Consider the following 19,002-nt stretch of genomic DNA (forward strand, 5'->3'; position numbering starts at 1 on the left):
ACGGAGGGACCGCTATGACTGTTGCACAGCCCGCGACGCCCTGTAAGGGATTCGGCAACACACGATACGGTGGTGCTTCCGGCATATGCCAGAGTCTTCCCGGAGAGTTCCTGGGGTACGTACGGCGTACGCGAACAGGGGAGCAAGTCGTAGACGAACTACGGGACTTGCGTCATGGCGAAGGGTTTCCGAGTCGCTCATCCGCGTGTTCGACGTTCTGGTGTTCCAATGCGGCGCCCGCTGTTCGACGCGCATCAATTCTGTCCGGAATTGACGTCCTGTGAAAGGCCTTCGCCGACTCCTTAATTGCATGGACCTCATCGTCGAACAGCCCGCCCACGCCCGTCTCATCACCGCCGAGGACCGGGAGCTCCCCGTGTCGGCGACCTTGCGCTACACGGCGGACGAACCACTGGCCGTCTTCGTGGACTTCCCGCCCGAGGCCACCCTGGTGGGCGACGAGGTCACCTGGACCTTCGCCCGGTCGCTGCTGGACCAGGGACTACGGGCCCCGGCGGGCCACGGCGACGTGCGGATATGGCCGTACGGCCGCACCCGGACGGTCCTGGAGTTCCACTCGCCGAGCGGCCTCGCCCTGCTGCAGTTCCCGACCTCGGCGCTGCGCCGCTTCCTGCTGAACAGCCACGCCCTGGTACCGGCCGGACAGGAGGATCTGGCGGCGGTCGTGGAGCGGGGGCTGAGCAGCCTGTTCGACGGAGTCTGAGCGTGGGGTCAGCGGCCGGCGCCGGCGTACAGGGCCGGGCGCGGCGCGAGTTCGACGGCCACCCGGCCGCCGGTCTCCAGCGCCCGGACCCCGGCCTCGGCGACGACGGAGGCCGCGTAGCCGTCCCAGACGCCCGGGCCGGTGACCTCGCCGCGCCGGGTGGCGTCCACCCACGCCTGCACCTCACGGTCGTAGGCGTCGGCGAACCGGACCAGGTAGTCCTGCGCCACCTCCTCGCCCGCGCCGCCCCGGGTGGTGACGACCATGGAGTGCTCGTCGCCGATCCGGGCGCTGCCCGTCTCGCACACGGCCTCGCAGCGCACCTGGTAGCCGAAGCCGCAGTTGACGAAGACCTCCACGTCGACCAGCGCGCCGCGCTCGGTCTCGAAGAGCACGAACTGCGGATCGGCCAGGCCCTCGGGCGCGCCCGCCGATGGGGCCGGACGCAGCACCGTCACCGCCGTCAGCTCCTGCCCGAGCAGCCAGCGGGCCGCGTCGATCTCGTGCGACACGGAGCTGTTGATCAGCATGGCGCTGGTGAAGTGACCGGGCGAGGAGACGTTGCGGTGCGTGCAGTGCAGCATCAGCGGACGGCCCAGGGTGCCCCCGTCGAGCAGCAACTTCAGCCGGCGGTACTCGGCGTCGTAGCGGCGCATGAAGCCGACCTGCGCCAGCCGGCGGCCGAGCCGGGCCTCGGCCTCGACCACCCGCAGCGCACCCGCCGGGTCCGGCACCATGGGCTTCTCGCACAGCACCGGCAGCCCTCGCCGGAAGGCCGCCAGCAGCGCCTCCTGGTGCGCGGGTCCGGGGGAGGCGATCAGCACGGCCGCGACGCCGGGCGCGTCCAGCGCGGCCACCGGATCCGTGTGCACGGTGACGCCGTCGATACCGGCGACGGCCTCCTCCGCCCGCTCGGGCTCGGGGTCGGCGACGGAGGCCACCCTGGCGCCGCTGACGACCCGGTCCAGGCGCCGTATGTGGTCGGCTCCCATGTGTCCCGCACCCAGTACGGCCACACCCAGCAGGTCACCCATGCGCGCGCTCCCTCCCGCCGACGATCACGCCGTAGCGTACGCCGCCGGGCAAGCGCTGTCCGTGGGGCGCCTCAGTAGCGCAGCACCCCCGCGATCCCGCCCGCGTCGCCCAGTGTGCCGTCGGGCACGAAGCGCACGTCCGCGCCCGTCTCCAGGCACCGCTCGACGATCTCGTCGACGATGTCGTCCCGGGCGTCCATGTCACCGGGCTCGGCCGGGACGAGGTGGCCGCCGTCGTCGCGGACGGTCGTGCGGTAGTTCTCCTCGACGGCGAGGAGCCGCACCCGGCCCTCCCGGGCGTTCTGCCACAGCTCGTCCACCCCGGCCGCGAAGTTCCGCCGGCCCCGGGCGGAGACCAGTTCCCCGACGACCAGGTCGGCGCCCTTCCAGTCCTCCTCGCGCAGCACGGGCCGCAGCGCCTGCCACACCGCTTCGGGTCCGGCGTGCGCGAGACCGCCGTGCCGTACGTGGACCGCGCTCGCGGCGACCTGGCCGACTTCGGCCAGCAGTGACAGCGCCGCGTCCTCGCCGGTGATGTACAGCCGGCGGGGCTGGTCGCGCAGGACCGTGCTCATCACGGTGTCCGCCTCGCGCAGGAAATGGCGCGTGCCCTCGTCGGTGAAGGTGCTCGGGAGGTCGCCGCGCTGCATCTCGCGCTCGGCGTCGAAGTTCTCCTGTCTGCGGATCAGCGGGAAGCCGCCGGTGCGGTCCTCGACCACCCGTTCCTCGCCGCCGCTCCACAGCGTGACGCGGTCGGCGGAGACCGACATGACCCAGAAGGGCCGCTCCGCGACCTGCGCGGAGACGAGGTTGCGGGTGAGGAAGGTGTCCGAGAGCACCACGCGCTCGGGGACGGTGCGGGACAGGGACCAGACCTGGTGTTCCCCCGGGGCGGCGAAGATCACCAAACCGTCCTCGGCATGCGCCAGATCCACTTCCGCCAGCGCGCGGTCGAGCTGGGTGACGACCTCGGCGCGCCGCTCCCGGGTGACCGAGGGGTCGGATTCCAGCCGCTTCTTTGCCTCGGCGACCACGTTGCGCAGCCGTACGGGATCCTGCCCGTTCTCGGGTTCGCGGCGGTGTGTCGGCGTCAGGACGGACACCGCCGGGTAGGGACGCGGGCGCCGCAGTTCGGCGAGGGTTGCGGGACTCAGTGCGTGCTCCATGACAGAACGATAGGGCGGTTTCACATATCCGGCACTTGGGCCGAAAGGGTGGCGTCGGGTTGCGCTGTGTGGCGGACCGGACGCGTCCGGTGAGAGGCCCTTGCGTGACGGCGGGAGCGGGCACGGGAGCCCCGCCTCGCCGTCGTCGCGGCCGGAGGGCCGCCGGGTGGCGTCCGTTCACGCCGCCGTCATCAACGCCGTTCCGGCCGAGGTGCTTGGATACGAAGCGTTTACGTGCGGTCGGCATTGCGGCCAAGCACACTTGCTATGGTGCTACTTGTCGGTAGCAACTGCTGCGGGGGGACCGCGAGGAGCCGTCGGACCACGGCGTCCTTGTGCGAAGGGTCGAGCTCGACGACCCGGCAACGAGGCCGGGTCACGGCGGGCTTTCGGGTGTGCGCGCGACGCCACCGAACTCCTTTCTCCTCGCCACCTATTCAGACAGGTGAGACTCGTCCCATGGCACGATCCCTGGTCGAATTACTGACCACGCACGCCTCGAACCACCCCGAGCGCACCGCGTACCGTCACCTCGTCACGGGTGACTGCGACGGAGAGATCCAGGAACTCACCTACCACCAACTGGCCGTACGCTCCCGTGCCGTCGCCGCCTGGCTCCAGGAGCGCGGGCTGGCCGGCTCGCGGGCCATGCTGCTGTACCCGCCCGGCCTCGAGTTCATCAGCGCGTACCTGGGCTGCCTCGCCGCCGGTGTGATCGCCGTACCGGGCGTACCCCCGCAGGGCCGCGCCAGGAACCACCGCGCGCTGACCCGGATGAAGCGCCTGATGGCGGACGCGGACGCCAAGGTGGTGCTGGGCGACCGCGGCGTGCTCGCAGCCTTCGACGGCATGGCGGAGCACCTCCCCGAGCTCGACCGGATCGCCCGCGTCGCCACCGAGGACATCCCCGACGACGCGGCCGCCGGCTGGCGCGCACCCGAACTCACTCCGGAAACCGTCGCGTTCCTCCAGTACACGTCCGGCTCGACCTCCGCGCCCCGCGGGGTCGCCGTCACCCACGGCAACCTGCTGGACAACGAGGCGGTCATCACCGAGCGCATGGGCCACACGCCCGAGGCGATGGCCGCCCACGACCACGAGATGTTCGTCAGCTGGCTGCCCGTCTACCACGACATGGGCCTCATCGGCCCGGTCCTCAACACGGTCTACCTCGGCGCCACCGCCACCCTGTTCTCACCGCTGCACTTCCTGCAGCAGCCGGCCCGCTGGCTCACCGCCGTCAGCCGTTACCGCCCGCACACCAGCGGCGGCCCCAACTTCGCCTACGAACTCGCCCTGAGGCACGCGGACCCGGAGCTCCTCGGCAGCCTCGACCTCAGCTCGTGGAAGGTCGCCTTCAACGGCGCCGAGCCGGTCCGCGCGGCCACCCTGCGCCGGTTCGCGGACACCTTCGGCGCGGCGGGCTTCCGCCGCGAGGCCCTGTACCCCTGCTACGGCCTGGCCGAGGCCACCCTGATGGTCACCGGCGGCACCGTGGGCGTCCCGCCGACCCTGCTCCCCGCGGCCGACGGGACGCCGAACGCGGGGGAGGCCGACGCGGCCGCCGTCGCCTGCGGCCGGCCCGGCCCCGGGGTCACCGTGGCGGTCGTCCACCCGGAGCACGGGGAGGAGCTGCCCGAGGGCGAGGTCGGCGAGATCTGGGTCGGCGGAGCCGGCGTCGCCAAGGGCTACTGGCGCAACGCGCTCGCCACCCGCCAGACTTTCCGGGCCGAACTCGCGGGACACGACGGCCGGTTCCTGCGCACCGGCGACCTCGGCCTCCTGCGGGACGGCGAGCTGTTCGTCACCGGCCGGCTGAAGGACCTCATCGTCATCGACGGCCGCAACCACTACCCCCAGGACCTGGAGCTGACCGCCGAACTGACCCATCCGGCGCTGCGCCCCGGCTGCACGGCCGCGTTCTCCGTGGACGCCGGGGCCGACGGCGAACGGCCCGTGATCGTCGCCGAGATCGCCCCGGACAGCGCCGGTGAGTCGGAGAAGATCACCGATGTGATCCGGGCCGCCGTCGGCGAGGCGCACGGCCTGTCGCTGCGCGACATCGTGCTGGTCCGGCCCGGCACCATCCCCAAGACGTCCAGCGGGAAGATCCAGCGCCGCGCCACCCGGGGCGCGTACCTCGGGGGCACGCTCGCCGTGGTGACCGAGCCCGCCGTGTGAGACCGCCGCCGCCGGCGCGCCCGAACCGGCGCCGGCGGCCCGGCACGCCCCGGCCGCTGCCGCACGGCCCCGGCCAGGGGCGTACGCCCCCTACTTCGCCGTACCGCGCACCCGAAGTCCGGTACGGAGCCCCGCCTGAGCCCGAGTTCACGAGGACAGCTGCCCAGATGCCTGCGAACGAGTCCCCGAAGCAGACCCCCGAGCCGTCCCTGACGACCTCCGAGGGCGTCCGGGCCTGGCTGATGTCGGCCGTCGCCGAGGCCGCCGGGACCGACCCGGGCCGCCTCGACCCGAACCGCCCACTCGCCGAACTCGGCCTCGGGTCGCGGCATCTGGTCACCCTGGCCGCCGAACTCGGCACCCTGACCGGCCGCCCCCTGGAGCCGTCCCTCGTCTTCAACCACCCCACGATCGACGCCGTCGCGGAGGCCGTCTTCGCGCCGTCCCCGGTGCGGCCGCCCACTCCGGGCGCCGTCCCCGAAAGCACGGGCCCCGATCGCTCCGGTCCCGGCGACGACGTGGCGATCATCTCCATGGCCTGCCGCTTCCCCGGCGGCGCCGAGCACCCCGAGGCCCTGTGGCGGCTGCTGGACGCCGGACGGGACGCCATCGGCGAGGTCCCGGCGGGCCGTTGGGACACCAGCGGGCTGTACGACCCCGACCCGGAGGCCACCGGCAAGGCGTACACCCTGCGGGGCGGCTTCCTCGACGGCGGCATCGACCGCTTCGACGCGGCCTTCTTCGGCATCTCACCGCGCGAGGCCGCCGCCATGGACCCCCAGCAGCGGCTGCTCCTGCAGACCTCCTGGGAGACGTTCGAACGCGCCGGCATCCTCCCGGAGTCCCTGGACGGCAGCCCCACCGGCGTCTACCTCGGCCTGTACGACAGCGGCTACCTCGCCGCCGCCTCGCTGGACCAGCTCGACGGGCACGTCGGCACCGGCTCGGCGGCCAGCGTGGCCTCCGGGCGCATCGCCTACACCCTCGGCCTGCGGGGGCCCGCGGTGACCGTGGACACCGCCTGCTCGTCCTCGCTGGTCGCCCTGCATCTGGCGGCGCGCGCCCTGGCGAGCGGGGAGTGCGACCTCGCCCTGGCCGGCGGCGCCACGCTGCTGGTCACCCCGCGCGGGCACGTCGAGTTCAGCCGGCTGCGCGGACTGTCCCCGTCCGGGCGGTGCAGCCCCTTCTCCGCCGAAGCGGACGGGGTGGTGTGGGCCGAGGGCTGCGGTCTCGTCCTGCTCAAGCGGCTCACCGACGCACGCCGGGACGGCGACCGGATCCTGGCCGTCGTCAAGGGCTCGGCGATCAACCAGGACGGCCGCAGCCAGGGCCTGTCCGCCCCCAACGGCCCCGCGCAGGAACGGGTGCTGCGGGCCGCCCTGCACGCGGCCGGGCTCGGCCCGCAGGACCTGGACCACGTGGAGGCCCACGGCACCGGTACCCGGCTCGGGGACCCCATCGAACTCAGGGCGCTGGCCAACGTGTTCGGCCCGGACCGCCCGGCCGGCCGCCCGCTCGTCATCGGCTCCCTGAAGTCGAACATCGGCCACACCCAGGCGGCCGCGGGCATCGGCGGCGTCATCAAGACCGTCCTCGCCCTGGGGCACGAGCGCATACCGGCCTCCCTGCACGCCGAGCACCCCACCGACCACATCGACTGGTCCGGCACCGGGCTGCGGGTGCCGGCCGAGGGGCTCGCCTGGCCGCGCGACGCGGACCGGGTACGCCGGGCGGGAGTCAGCGCCTTCGGCATCAGCGGCACCAACGCCCACGTGATCATCGAGGAAGCGCCGCACACCCCCGCCGCCACCGCCACGCCGGCCGACACCCCCCCGGCCGCCGCCCCCGCCGAGCTGCCCGGCCCCGCCCTCCTTCCCGTCTCCGCCCGCAGCCTCCCCTCCCTCCAGGGGCAGGCCGCCCGGCTGCTCGAAGTCCTCGAGTCCCGTCCTGAGCTGCCACTGGCCTCGGTCGCCTCGACCCTCGCCCACCACCGCACCCACTTCGAGCACCGCGCCGTGCTCCACGCACCCGACCGCGCCGGGCTTCTCGACGGCCTGCGCGCCCTCGCCGACGGCCGGCCCGACCCCGACCACGTCACCGGGCCCCAACAGGCCACTCCTGGCGGGAAGCTGGCCTTCGTCTTCCCCGGCCAGGGCAGCCAGTGGGCCGGGATGGCCCGCGACCTGCTGGACCGGGACCCCGTGTTCGCCGACGAACTCGACCGCTGCGACGCCGCCCTGCGCCCCTTCACCGACTGGTCGGTGACGGCCGTGCTGCGGGGCGACGCGGGCGCCCCGCAGCCGGAGCGCGTGGACGTCGTCCAGCCGGCCCTGTTCGCCGTGATGGTGTCCCTGGCCGCCGTGTGGCGGGCCCGGGGCGTGCTCCCCGACGCCGTGATCGGGCACAGCCAGGGCGAGGTGGCAGCGGCCTGCGTCGCCGGCGCCCTGAGCCTCAACGACGCCGCCGCCGTGGTCGCCCTGCGCAGCCAGGCCCTGACCGGCCTGGCGGGCACCGGCGGCATGGCCGTCGTCGCGCTGCCCCACACCGAAGTGGAGCCCCTGCTCGGCGACGGCGTCTCGGTCGCCGCCGTCAACAGCGGCCGGGCGACCGTGGTCGCGGGTGCCGTCGAACCGCTGGAGGCCCTGCTCACCGGCCTCGAGGCGCGCCAGGTGTTCGTCCGCCGCCTCGACGTCGACTACGCCTCGCACAGCGACCGGGTCGAGCCCGTCCGGGCGCAGATCCTCGACGAACTCGACGGCGTCGTCACCTGCCCCACGGACATCGCCTGGTACTCCACCGTCACCGCCGAACCGGTCACCGGGGAACTGGAGGCCGACCACTGGTACGCCAACCTCCGCGAAACGGTCCGCTTCGCACCCACCGTCGAGCGCATGCTCGCCGACGGCTACCGCCACTTCGTCGAACTCAGCCCCCACCCCGCCCTCCTCACCGCCCTGCGCACCCTCGGCGAGGACACCGGCCACGAACTGACGGCCGTCGGCTCACTGCGCCGCGACGAGGACGGTCCCGGCTGCCTGGACCGGGCCGCCGCGGAACTCCACGCCCACGGACGCCGGATCGACTGGCGCCGCCTGGTCCCGCACGGCACCGCCGCCGATCTGCCCACCTACGCCTGGGACTCGGCGCGCCACTGGACCGAGCCCCAGTACGGCGCCGGCGGCTCCGCCCTGTTCGACCGCGCCGCGCACCCGTTGCTCGGCGTCCAGCTCCAGTCCGCCGACGAGACCCGCTGGACCTTCCGCAACGAATGGTCCCCGGCCACCGCCGACTGGCTGCCCGACCACATCGTCTTCGGCCGCACCGTGGTCTCCGGCACCACCCTGCTCGAACTGTGCCGTGCCGCCCTCGCCGTGGCCCGCCCGGACGAGGCCGCCGACGTCACCGACCTGCTGCTGGTGGGCCCGCTCGTCCTGCCCGGATCGGGCACGGTCGAGGTCTCCGTCGAGGTCGTCACCGCGGGCCCCGTGCCGGAGGTCACCGTGCACAGCCGCCCGCGCGGCCAGGACGCCCCCGGCTGGACCCTCCACGCCACCGCCTGCGCCGCCACCTCGGCCCCGCTCACCCCGGAACGCCCGCCCGCCTGGCCGGAGTCCGCCCCAGAGGCCTGGACCGAGGGGACCTACGACCGGTTGGCCGGGCTCGGCCTCGGCTACGGGCCCACTTTCCAGGGCGTACGGTCGGCGGTCGTCACCGGCGACGGGGAGGTCCTCGCCCGGCTCTCGCTGCCCGCCGGCGCCCGCGACACCGCCGACCCGTACCCGGTGCACCCCGCGCTGCTGGACGCCGCCCTCCAGGTGACGGCCGCGCTCGGCCCGGCCGGGCAACGCGCCCTGCTGCCCGTCGCCGTGGGCCGCTGCGTCCTCCCGGCCGGCACGGTGGGCGATCTGACCGCGCGGGTGCGGCGCACCGGTGACACCGGCACCGACCTCACCCTGGACGTCACCCTGTGGGACGCCGACGGCCTCCCCGCCGGACGCCTGGAGGCAGTTCGCCTGCGCACCGCCGATCCCGCCGGCCTCGACACGGGCTCGGAGAACTCCCGGCACCTGTACGAGGTTGCGTGGACGGCGGTCGGCGAGGAGCCCGCCGACGCGCCGGACCTCACCTGGGCCGTGGCCGGCGACCCCGCCGACCCGCAGGCTGCCGCCGCCCGGCACGGCCTGCCCGGCGCCGAGGACCACGCCGACGTCGCCGTGCGCTTCTGGCCGCGCCCGGCACCGGATGCCGATCAGGTGGCCGTCGCGCATGAGACGGCCACCGGCGCCCTCGAAGAGCTGCGGCGGCTCCTCGCGCTCCCCGAGGGCCAGGCACCCGCGCGGACCGTGTGGGTGACCCGCGGCGCGATCGCCGCCGCCGACGGAGACCGGGTGCCCGCCTACGCCCAGTCGGTGCTGTGGGGCCTGGTGCGCAGCGCGCGTGCCGAACACCCGGACCTGGGGCTGACCCTGCTCGACCTGGACGACGCCGACCCCGATCCCGTCCCCGCGCTGACGGCCGCCGCGGGTCTCACCGACGAGCCCGAACTGGCGTGGCGCGATGGCGAATTGGTGGTACCCCGGCTGGTGCGCGCCCGGCCGGGGAAGGCCGGACGGGGACCGGAGCCGGGCCATGACCGGGCCGCCGCGGTGCCCACGGACGGAACCGTCCTGATCACCGGCGGACTGGGAGCCGTGGGCGGGCACATCGCCCGGCTCCTCGCCGAACGCGGCGTGCCCAGGCTGCTGCTGACGGCACACGGCGGCACCGAGGACCCGCGCGCCCAGGAGGCCGTCGACGGACTGACCGCGCTCGGCGCGCGGGCCGAGGTCGTCGCCTGCGACGTCACCCACCCGGCCGCGATCGCCGGCGTACTCGACGCGGTGGGCGAGGAGTTCCCGCTGCGCGGCGTCGTCCACTGCGCCGGAGTCCTCGACGACGGCGTGATCGGCGAACTGACCCCCGAGCGGCTGGAGCGGGTACTGCGTCCCAAGACCGACGCCGCCGCCCATCTGCACCGGCTCACCGCAGGCACCCCGCTGGACCTGTTCCTGCTGGTCTCCTCGGCCGCCGGCGTCGTGGGCAGTCCGGGCCAGGGCAACTACGCGGCCGCCAACGTCTTCCTCGACCAACTCGCCCACCACCGGCGGGCCGCGGGCCTGTCCGGCCTCTCCCTGTCCTTCGGCGCCTGGGCGGGCGAGGGCCTCGCGGCCGCCCACGCCGACCTGGACCGCATGGCCCGGCTCGGGCACCGGGCCCTCACCCCGGAGCAGGGCCGCGACCTGGTGGCGCTGGCCCTGCGCGGCGACGCCCCGCACCAGGTCGGCTGGGTCCTGGACCTGCCCCGCCTGCGCACCACGGACGCCGTGGGCACCGCCCTGTGGCGCACGCTGCTGCCCGCGCCCCGCACCGGCACCGAGGCGGGCGGCGCCCTGGCCGGCCGGCTGGCCCGGCTGCCCCGACCCGAGCGCGGCGAACGAGTCCTCGCCCTGGTCCGCGAGGAGGCGGCCCGCGCGCTCGGCCTGCGCTCCGCCGAGTCCGTACCGGCCGGCCGGCCGCTGCGCGACCTCGGCATGGACTCCGTCACCGCCGTCGAACTGCGCAACCGCCTCGCGGCCCGGCTGGGCGTACGCCTGCCGGCCACCCTGCTCTTCGACCACCCCACCGCCGACCGGCTGGCCGAGTACCTGCTGGCCCACGCGCTCGGCGACGCCACCCCTACGACGGCCCCGGCACGGGCCCGGGCGCGCCGGAGCGAACCGGCCACCGGCGAACCCATCGCCATCGTGGCCATGGCCTGCCGGCTCCCCGGCTCGGTCGGCGACCCGGAGGACCTGTGGCGGCTGGTCGCCGAAGGCCGGGACGCGGTCGGCCCGTTCCCGGCGGCACGCTGGGACGTCGACGCGCTCTACGACCCCGACCCGGACGCACCGGGCAAGTCCTACGCCCGCGAAGGCGGCTTCCTCGACGACATCGAGTCCTTCGACGCCGGCTTCTTCGGCATCACCCCGAAGGAGGCCGCCGCCATGGACCCCCAGCAGCGACTGCTGCTGGAGACGGCCTGGGAGGCGCTCGAACGGGCCGGCATCGTGCCCGCCCGGCTCACGGGCAGCACCACCGGCGTGTACGTCGGCATGTTCGGCAGCGACTACCTGGCCGGATCCCGCCTCGACCAGCTCGACGGCTACGTCGGCACCGGCTCGGCGCTCAGCGTCGCCTCCGGCCGCCTGGCGTACTCACTCGGCCTGCACGGCCCCGCGCTCACCGTGGACACGGCCTGCTCCTCCTCACTGGTCGCCACCCATCTCGCCGCCCAGGCGCTGCGCGCGGGTGAATGCGATCTGGCGCTGGCCGGCGGAGTGACCCTGATGGTGACCCCGCAGACCTTCGTGGAGTTCAGCCGGCTGCGCGGGCTCTCCCCGACCGGGCGCTGCCGCGCCTTCTCCGACGACGCCGACGGGGCGATCTGGGCCGAGGGCGCGGGCATGCTCGTCCTCAAGCGGCTCGGTGACGCGCGACGGGACGGCGACGAGGTGCTGGCCGTGCTGCGCGGCACGGCGGTGGGCCAGGACGGCCGCAGCCAGGGTCTGTCCGCGCCCAACGGACCTGCCCAGGTGCAGGTGGTCCGCCGGGCGCTGGAACGGTCCGGACTCGACCCCGCCGACATCGACTACGTCGAGGCCCACGGCACCGGGACCACCCTCGGCGACCCGATCGAGGCGAACGCCCTCGCCGAGGTCTTCGCCGGCTCCCGGCCCGAGGGCCGCCCGCTGTACCTCGGGTCGCTGAAGTCCAACATCGGCCATGTGCAGGCCGCTTCGGGCGTCGCCGGACTCATCAAGGTCGTGCAGGCCATGCGGCACCGGACCCTGCCGCCCACCCTGCACGCCGACACCCCCAGCCGGCACGTCGAGTGGGAGGACAGCGGACTGCGGCTGCTCCAGGAACCGGTGGCCTGGCCGGCTACGGGGGAGAGGCCGCGGCGGGCAGGTGTCAGCGCCTTCGGGATCAGCGGCACCAACGCCCACGTCGTCGTCGAGGAGGCCCCGGCCCGGGCCGCTGAGGAGACGGAAGTCCCGGACGGCAAACGGCTGTTCGTCCTCTCCGGGCGCAGCGAGGCCGGGCTGCGCGGACAGGCCGCCCGGCTCGCCCGGCACATCACCGCGGACACCGCCCTCCCGGACGTCGCCCACACCCTGGCCCGGCACCGCAGCCACTTCGAGTGGCGCGCGGCGGTCGTCGCGGACGGGCGGGAGGAACTGCTGTCCTCGCTCCGGGCCCTGGGCAGCGGCCGCAAGCCGGTCCCCGCGCCCCACGAGGAGCAGTCCGGCAAGGTCGCCTTCGTGTTCGCCGGGCACGGCGGCCAATGGACCGGCATGGGCCTGGAGCTGATGAACCGGTCCGAGGCCTTCCGGGCGGAGCTGACCCGGATCGACGCCGCCGTCGAACGGCACGCCGGCTGGTCGGTGCTCAACGTGCTGCGCGCACCGGAGGAGTTCTCCCCGCTCGACCGCACCGAATACCTCCAGCCGGTCCTCTTCGCCGTGAACGCGGCCCTCGCCGCCGCCTGGCGCGAACTCGGCGTCACCCCGGACGCCGTGGTGGGCCACAGCCTCGGGGAGATCGCCGCCGCCTACAGCGCGGGCGCCCTCACCCTGGACGAGGCCGTGACCGCCGTCACCGGCCGGGCACAGGCGGTGGTCCCCCATGTCGGGCACGGCGGCATGCTCGCCGTCGAGCTGCCGGCCGCCGACGTCGAGGACCTGCTGCGCCCCTACACCGGGAAGCTGTTCGTCGGAGCGGTCAACGGCCCCACGGCCACCGCCGTCTCCGGCGAGTCGGATGCGCTCACCGCGCTCCGCGCGGAACTGGCGGAACGGGGCGTCCCCACCCGGGTGCTGTCGACACCGTTCGCCTCCCACACCCCGCTCATGGAACCCCTGCGCGCGGACCTCCTCGACCGCGTCTCCGGCGTCCGCGGCACCCGCACGGCGACCCCTCTCTACTCGTCGGTACTCGCCGAACCGGTCCCCGGCGACGGCCTGGACGCCGCCTACTGGTACGCGAACCTGAGCCGGCCGGTCCGCTTCGCGGACACGATCAGGCGGATGCTGGACGACGGTTACCGCTACTTCGTCGAACTCAGCCCGCACCCCTCGCTCCTCCCGGCGATCGAGGCGGTGGCGGGCGAAGCGGGCGTCGACGCGGCCGGCGTCGGCTCGCTGCGCCGCGGCCGCGACGGACACGACGTACTCCTCGGCAGGCTGGGGGAGCTGTACACGGCCGGGCACACCCCCGACTGGACCGCGCTGCACCCGCACGGCCGCCGGGCCGACCTGCCGACGTACGCCTTCGCCCGGGAACGCCACTGGCTCGCCCCGGTCCGGTCGGGCGGCACCGCGGGCTCACCTCTCCTCGGCACCCACCTCCAGGCCAGCGACGAGCCCGGCCGCGACCTGTTCCAGGCCGAGATCGACCTGAAGGACGCCCGCTTCGCCTACCTGACCGACCATCGCGTCACCGGTGAGGTGTGGCTGCCCGGCGCCGCCCTCATCGACATGGTGCTGGAGGCCGCCACCGGCCTGGCGGCGGACGGTGACGGGGTGCGGCTGACCGACGTCCGGTTCGTCCAGCCGCTGCGGCTGGACGCCGACCGGCCCGTACGCCTGCAGTTGGTGCTGCGCCCGGCCGAGGACGGCCACCGGGACTTCACGGTCGCCTCCGCCCCGGACGGCCGCCGGCAGTGGGAACGGCACGTCACCGGCCGCATCGCCCTGGACCCTGTCGCGAAGGCCCCGGAACCCGGCCCGGCCGACGGGCCCGGGTTGACCGCGCTGCGCGAGCGGTGCACCGAGCGGGTCGACGTGAGTGCCGTCTACGCGCAACTCGCCGCCCTCGGCATCGACTACGGACCCGCCTTCCGGGGCCTGGAGGAGGGCCACCGGGACGGCGGCACGACAGCCCTCGCCCGGCTGGCCGCCCGCCCCGCCGCCGGGCACCTGCTGCACCCCGCCACCCTGGACGCCTCCTTCCACAGCGCTGCCCTGCCCGCCGCCACGCCCGCCGGCCGGGCCTTCGTCCCCGCCGGCGCCGGCCGCGTGCACCACAGCGGCGTGCGCACCACGCCCGCCTGGGTGAGCTGCGACCTGCGCTCGGTGGACGGCGACACGGCCACGCTGGATCTGCGCCTGTGGGACGAAGAGGGTCAACTCGTCCTCACCATCGACGAGTTCCGGCTCGCCGCGCTGTCCCCGCTGGACGGCGCCCTCTTCGAGACCCGCTGGCAGCCGCGCCCCGAGGCACAGGAACCGCCCGGCGAGGGCGGCTGGCTGATCCTCGCCGACGAGACCGGAACGGCGGACGAACTCACCTCCCGGCTGGACGGCCTGGTGCCGTACGCCGTCGCCCGCCGCGGCACCGAGTACGCCGTCGAGGCCCCCGGCCGCCACGTCCTCGACCCGGCCGACCCCGCCCAGCTCGCCAGGCTCCTGGACGAGGCCTTCGAGGGCGCGCCGCCCGAGCGGATCGTCCAGCTCTCCGCGCTCGACGCCCCGCCGGTCACCGACGGCGGCAGCGCGCAGGAGGCGGCCCGGCTGTGCTGCCTGACCACCCTCCACCTGGTCCGGGCCCTCACCGGCCGCGACCGGCGGCAGGGCGGGACACCGCGCCTGTTCGTCGTCGTACGCGGCAGCCAGGCCGCCGGTGACAGCACCGCCGTGACCCATCCGCAGCAGGCCCTTGCCTGGGGGTTCGCCCTCGCCGTGGCCCAGGAGCACCCGGAACTCGCCACCACCCTGATCGACCTTCCCGCCGAAGGCGGCACCGACCGGCTGTGGACCCAGCTCCGGCACGCTGACGACGAACGCCTCGTCGCGCTGCGCGACACCGGCCGGCTCGTCCCGCGGCTGGCCCGCACCCGCCCCGACGACGGCGGCCACCCCGAGCAGCCGGACGGCGTGCACCTGATCACCGGTGGCCTCGGCGGGCTCGGCCGGGTCGTCGCCGAACGGCTGGCCCGCCGGGGCGCCCGGCGGATCGCCCTGCTCGGCCGCGGGACTCCGGACGCGGCCGCCCGCGCCTGGATCGACGGCCTCGAACAGCGGGGAGTGGGCGTGCACCTGGCCCGCGCCGACGTCGCCGACCGCGACGGCCTCACGGCCGCCCTGGACGCCGTACGCCGCGAGGCCGGGCCCATCACCACCGTGGTGCACACCGCCGGTGTCCTGGACGACGCCACCCTCGCCAACCTCACCGGGGAACGCGTCCTGCGCGTCCTCGCGCCCAAGGTGCTCGGCACCGCCCTGCTCACCGAGCTCGTCCCCGAGGCTGACAACCTGGTGCTGTTCGCGTCGGTGGCGGGGCTGCTCGGTTCGGCGGGACAGAGCCCGTACTCGGCGGCCAACGCCTTCCTCGACGCCTGGGCGCATCACCTCTCCCGCACCGGCCGGCGGGCGCTCAGCCTGGACTGGGGTCCCTGGGCCGGTGTCGGCATGGTCGCCGGGTCCGGCACCCGGGCCGCCGAGACCGGCCGCTCGGGCCTGGTCGCCTTCTCCCCGCAGGACGGCGGCGAGCTGTTCGACCGGGTCCTGGCCACCGGCCGCCGCCAACTCGCGCCGATGGCACTCGACATGGAGCTGCTCGCCCTCGACCCGGACGCGGCGCGCGGCCGGCCCCTGCTCGCCGACCTGGTGACCGTCCCGGCCGCCGGAGCGGACGGCGACGACCTCGTGCGGCGGGTACTCGCGGCCGCCACCGAGGAGGAGCGAGCCGAATGGCTCGAGACCTATGTGCGGGCCCGGGTCGGCGAGGTCTCCGGCGGCGCCGTGGACGTGTTCGCCACCACCGCCCTGAAGGAACTCGGCCTGGACTCCCTCATGCTCGTCCGGCTGCGCAACGCCTTCGCCCGCGAGCTGGGCGTCGAACTTCCGGCCGCCGACGTGTTCTCCGCCGCCGACATCCGCGGCCTCGCCCGCGCCCTCCGCGAAGGGCTGCCCGAGCGCACCGCACGGGCAGAGGCCGGACAGGACGCACCGGCGCGGGAGGTCCCGGAGACCGAACTGCGGCCCGCCACCCGGGACGTCGTACGCCTCCTGCGCAGCGCCCAGCCGGACATGCCGCACGCGGCCCACGGCGTCGGCCTCGCCGTACGGCTCACCACCCCGGTCACCCAGGAGGACCTCACCGGCATCCTGGACCGGCTCGTCGCCCGGCACGCCGCCCTGCGCACGGCCGTCGTGACCGGCGCCGACGGCCGGCGTCAGCTCCGGGTGGACCGGGAGCTGCCCGCGCCGCCGCTGCGCTGGACCGACGGCCCGGACGGGGACCCCGCCGAGCGGCTGCGGCTGCTGCTGGAGCCGCCGTTCGACCTGGCGGCGCCGCCGCTGTGGCGGTTCGAGCTGGCCGACGGCGGCGCGCAGGGCCAGATCCTGGTGTTCGGCGCCCACCACGCGGTCAGCGACCTGCAGTCCCTGCTGCTGGTGGCCGCGGAGATCGACGCCGAGCTGTCCGGGACCCCGCTGGACGGCACCGTCACGAATCGGGACCTCGACCTGCTGATCGAGGCCCAGCGGGGCGGCGGCGACGGGCCCGGCGACGAGTGGCGGGCGGCCTTCCGGGGCAGCGAACGGCTCGACCTGACCCTCGCGCGTCCCCGCCCGGACACCCGCTCCTACCGGTCCGGCAGCGTCACCGTCACCGTCCCCGACGGGCTCATGCGACGCGTCGCGGACGCCGCGAGCGGCCTGGGCGTCACCCCCGCCGCCCACTGCCTCGGCACCCTCACCGTGCTGCTGGCCCGGAAGCGGGAGCGGGAGCGGTTCGTGCTCGCCGTGCCGGTGGACACCCGTATCCACGCCGACGCCTTCGGCGCGGTGGGCTTCTTCGGCGTTCCCGTGCCGTTCCCCGCGCAGGCGGCGGCGGGGGAGCGGGTCGCGGACGTACTGCTGCGCACCGACCGCCGGCTGCGGCAGATCCTGTCCAGGGGCGCCATGTTCTCCGACGTGCTCGCCACCCTCGCCCGGCAGGGCCTGCACCGGGCCAACGCGCCGCTCGTCGAGGTCTACTTCAACTACGTACGCTTCTCCGGTGAGTTGAAGCACCTTGAGGTGCTGCCCGCCGGCGTCGGGCACACCGACCTGGACCTGATGATCACCATGACCCCGGACGCGGGCACCGTCCGCCTCGACCACAACCTCGACATCCTGGACGCGGACACCGCCGCCCGGCTGGGCGAGGAGTTCCTGACGTTGCTCGCCCGGACCACCGAGGACGCGACCGGCCCGGTGCGCGAACGGCGGCCCGAGCCGCCCGCCGAGGGACCGCGCCTCGCCCTGGCCGCCACCTTCGCCCTCGGTCATCTGCCCCCGATGTGCGAGGCGGCCCTGGAGGACGAACGGGCGAGCGCCGCCGAAGCGCCCTACCACCAGGTGCTGGCCGCCCTCCAGGACCCGTCGGGCGTCCTCGCCGACCCGGCCACTGCGGTCGGCGTCGTCCTGCTGCGCGCCGCCGACCTGGAACGCTTCGGACCGGTCGACGACACCCTCCTCGCCGAACTCCGCGACGCCTACCCGGCCGCCCTGAAGTCCCTCGCCGAGCGCACCCGCAGGCCCCTCGTCGTCGGCATCCTGCCCGGCGCCAGGACCACCGAGCGGCTCCTCGACTGGGAGCGCGGGATCACCGCCGACCTGGCCGGGCTGCCGGGGATCGCGGTGCTCGGCCCCGACGAGTGGACCCGCCACCACGCCGTCGGGCAGCGCTTCGACGAGCGCACCGAGCGGCTCGCCCACCTGCCCTTCACTCCCGACTTCCAGGCCGCGGTCGCGCTGCGCCTCGCCGAGGTGGTGCGGGCCGTACGGCGGCCCGCGCCCAAGGTGATCGCCGTCGACGGCGACGAGACCCTGTGGGGCGGCGTGGCGGGCGAGACCGGTCCCGACGCGGTGGACCTCAGCGGCCCGCGCGCCCTGCTGGCCCGCAGGCTGCTGCGGTGGCGGGCGGCGGGCGCGCTGCTGGTCCTGGTCAGCAACAACGACGAGGCCACCGTCCGCGCGGTCCTCGACCGGCCCGACAGCACGCTGAAGGCCGAGCACTTCAGCGTGATCTCGGCCGCCTGGGGACCCAAGCCCGCCCGCCTCGACGAGGCCGCCCGCGGCCTGGGCCTCGGCCTGGACAGCTTCCTGTTCCTTGACGACAACCCGGCCGAGATCGCCAAGATGCGCGCCGCGCTCCCCCAGGTGCTGTCGGTGACCTGCCCGCCGGCCGGTGGACTCGAGGCGTTCCTCGACCGGTTGTGGCCCCTGGTCCCGGCCCCGGCGACCGCCGAGGACGGCCTCAGGGCCCGGTTCTACGAGGCCGAACGCGCCCGGGACGCCGTCCGCGCGGGCGCCGGGTTCGAGGAGTTCCTGGCGGGGCTCGGCCTCGAGGTCGACATCCGTGAACTCACCGAAGCGGACGTCGAACGCGGCGAACAACTCGTCCGGCGCACCAACCAGTTCACCCTGCGCGCCCGCTCCGCCGACGGCGGTGACCTCGCCCGGTGGCGCGAACGGGGCGAGGTGTGGACGGCGGCGGCCCGCGACCGGTTCGGCGACTACGGCCAGATCGCGCTCCTCGCGGTCGCCGCCGACGGCGACCGGCTCGACGTCCTCGCCTGGCCGATGAGCTGCCGTGCCCTCGGCCGCGGGGTCGAGGAACGGCTGCTCGCCTGGCTCGCCGACCGGGCCGGGGAACTGGGCTGCACCAAGGTCCGGCTCACCGCGGAGCGCACCCCGCGCAACGCGCCCGCCCGCCGGCTGCTCGCCGCACTCGGCGGCGGCGACTCGGACGACGCACGGCTGGACGTCGTCGTCACGCCCGAGCACCTGCGGGCGTTCCGCTCCTGGGACCAGCAGTGAGCGACAAGACC

The 19,002-nt window shown here is 75.0% G+C and carries 5 protein-coding genes; 3 read left to right on the forward strand and 2 right to left on the reverse strand.

Translation table 11 applies throughout. From position 1 onward, the window contains the following. The first annotated feature begins 310 nt into the window (after positions 1-310). Positions 311-724, forward strand: a complete 414-nt coding sequence (locus ACZ6B1_RS15140; RefSeq protein WP_468778417.1) for an SsgA family sporulation/cell division regulator — start codon at positions 311-313, stop codon at positions 722-724. Positions 725-732: 8 nt separating this feature from the next. On the opposite strand, the gene ACZ6B1_RS15145 is transcribed toward ACZ6B1_RS15140, so the two are convergent. Together ACZ6B1_RS15145 and ACZ6B1_RS15150 are read right to left on the reverse strand one after the other, a co-directional pair. Then, positions 733-1,758: a Gfo/Idh/MocA family protein gene (locus ACZ6B1_RS15145; protein WP_468778419.1), complete on the reverse strand. Its 1,026-nt coding sequence runs from the start codon at positions 1,756-1,758 to the stop codon at positions 733-735. 71 nt (positions 1,759-1,829) lie between these two features. Then, on the reverse strand, positions 1,830-2,924 hold the full coding sequence (locus ACZ6B1_RS15150; RefSeq protein ID WP_468778422.1) for a baeRF3 domain-containing protein: 1,095 nt from the start codon (positions 2,922-2,924) through the stop codon (positions 1,830-1,832). A 459-nt stretch (positions 2,925-3,383) separates the two neighbouring features. Between ACZ6B1_RS15150 and ACZ6B1_RS15155 the strand changes: the two genes are divergently transcribed. Both ACZ6B1_RS15155 and ACZ6B1_RS15160 read left to right on the forward strand, forming a co-directional pair. Then, positions 3,384-5,105, forward strand: a complete 1,722-nt coding sequence (locus tag ACZ6B1_RS15155; protein WP_468778424.1) for a fatty acyl-AMP ligase — start codon at positions 3,384-3,386, stop codon at positions 5,103-5,105. Positions 5,106-5,272: 167 nt separating this feature from the next. Then, positions 5,273-18,991, forward strand: a complete 13,719-nt coding sequence (locus tag ACZ6B1_RS15160; RefSeq protein WP_468778426.1) for an SDR family NAD(P)-dependent oxidoreductase — start codon at positions 5,273-5,275, stop codon at positions 18,989-18,991. The last annotated feature ends 11 nt before the right edge of the window (positions 18,992-19,002 follow it).

The organism is Streptomyces sp. NPDC041129, assembly GCF_055592265.1.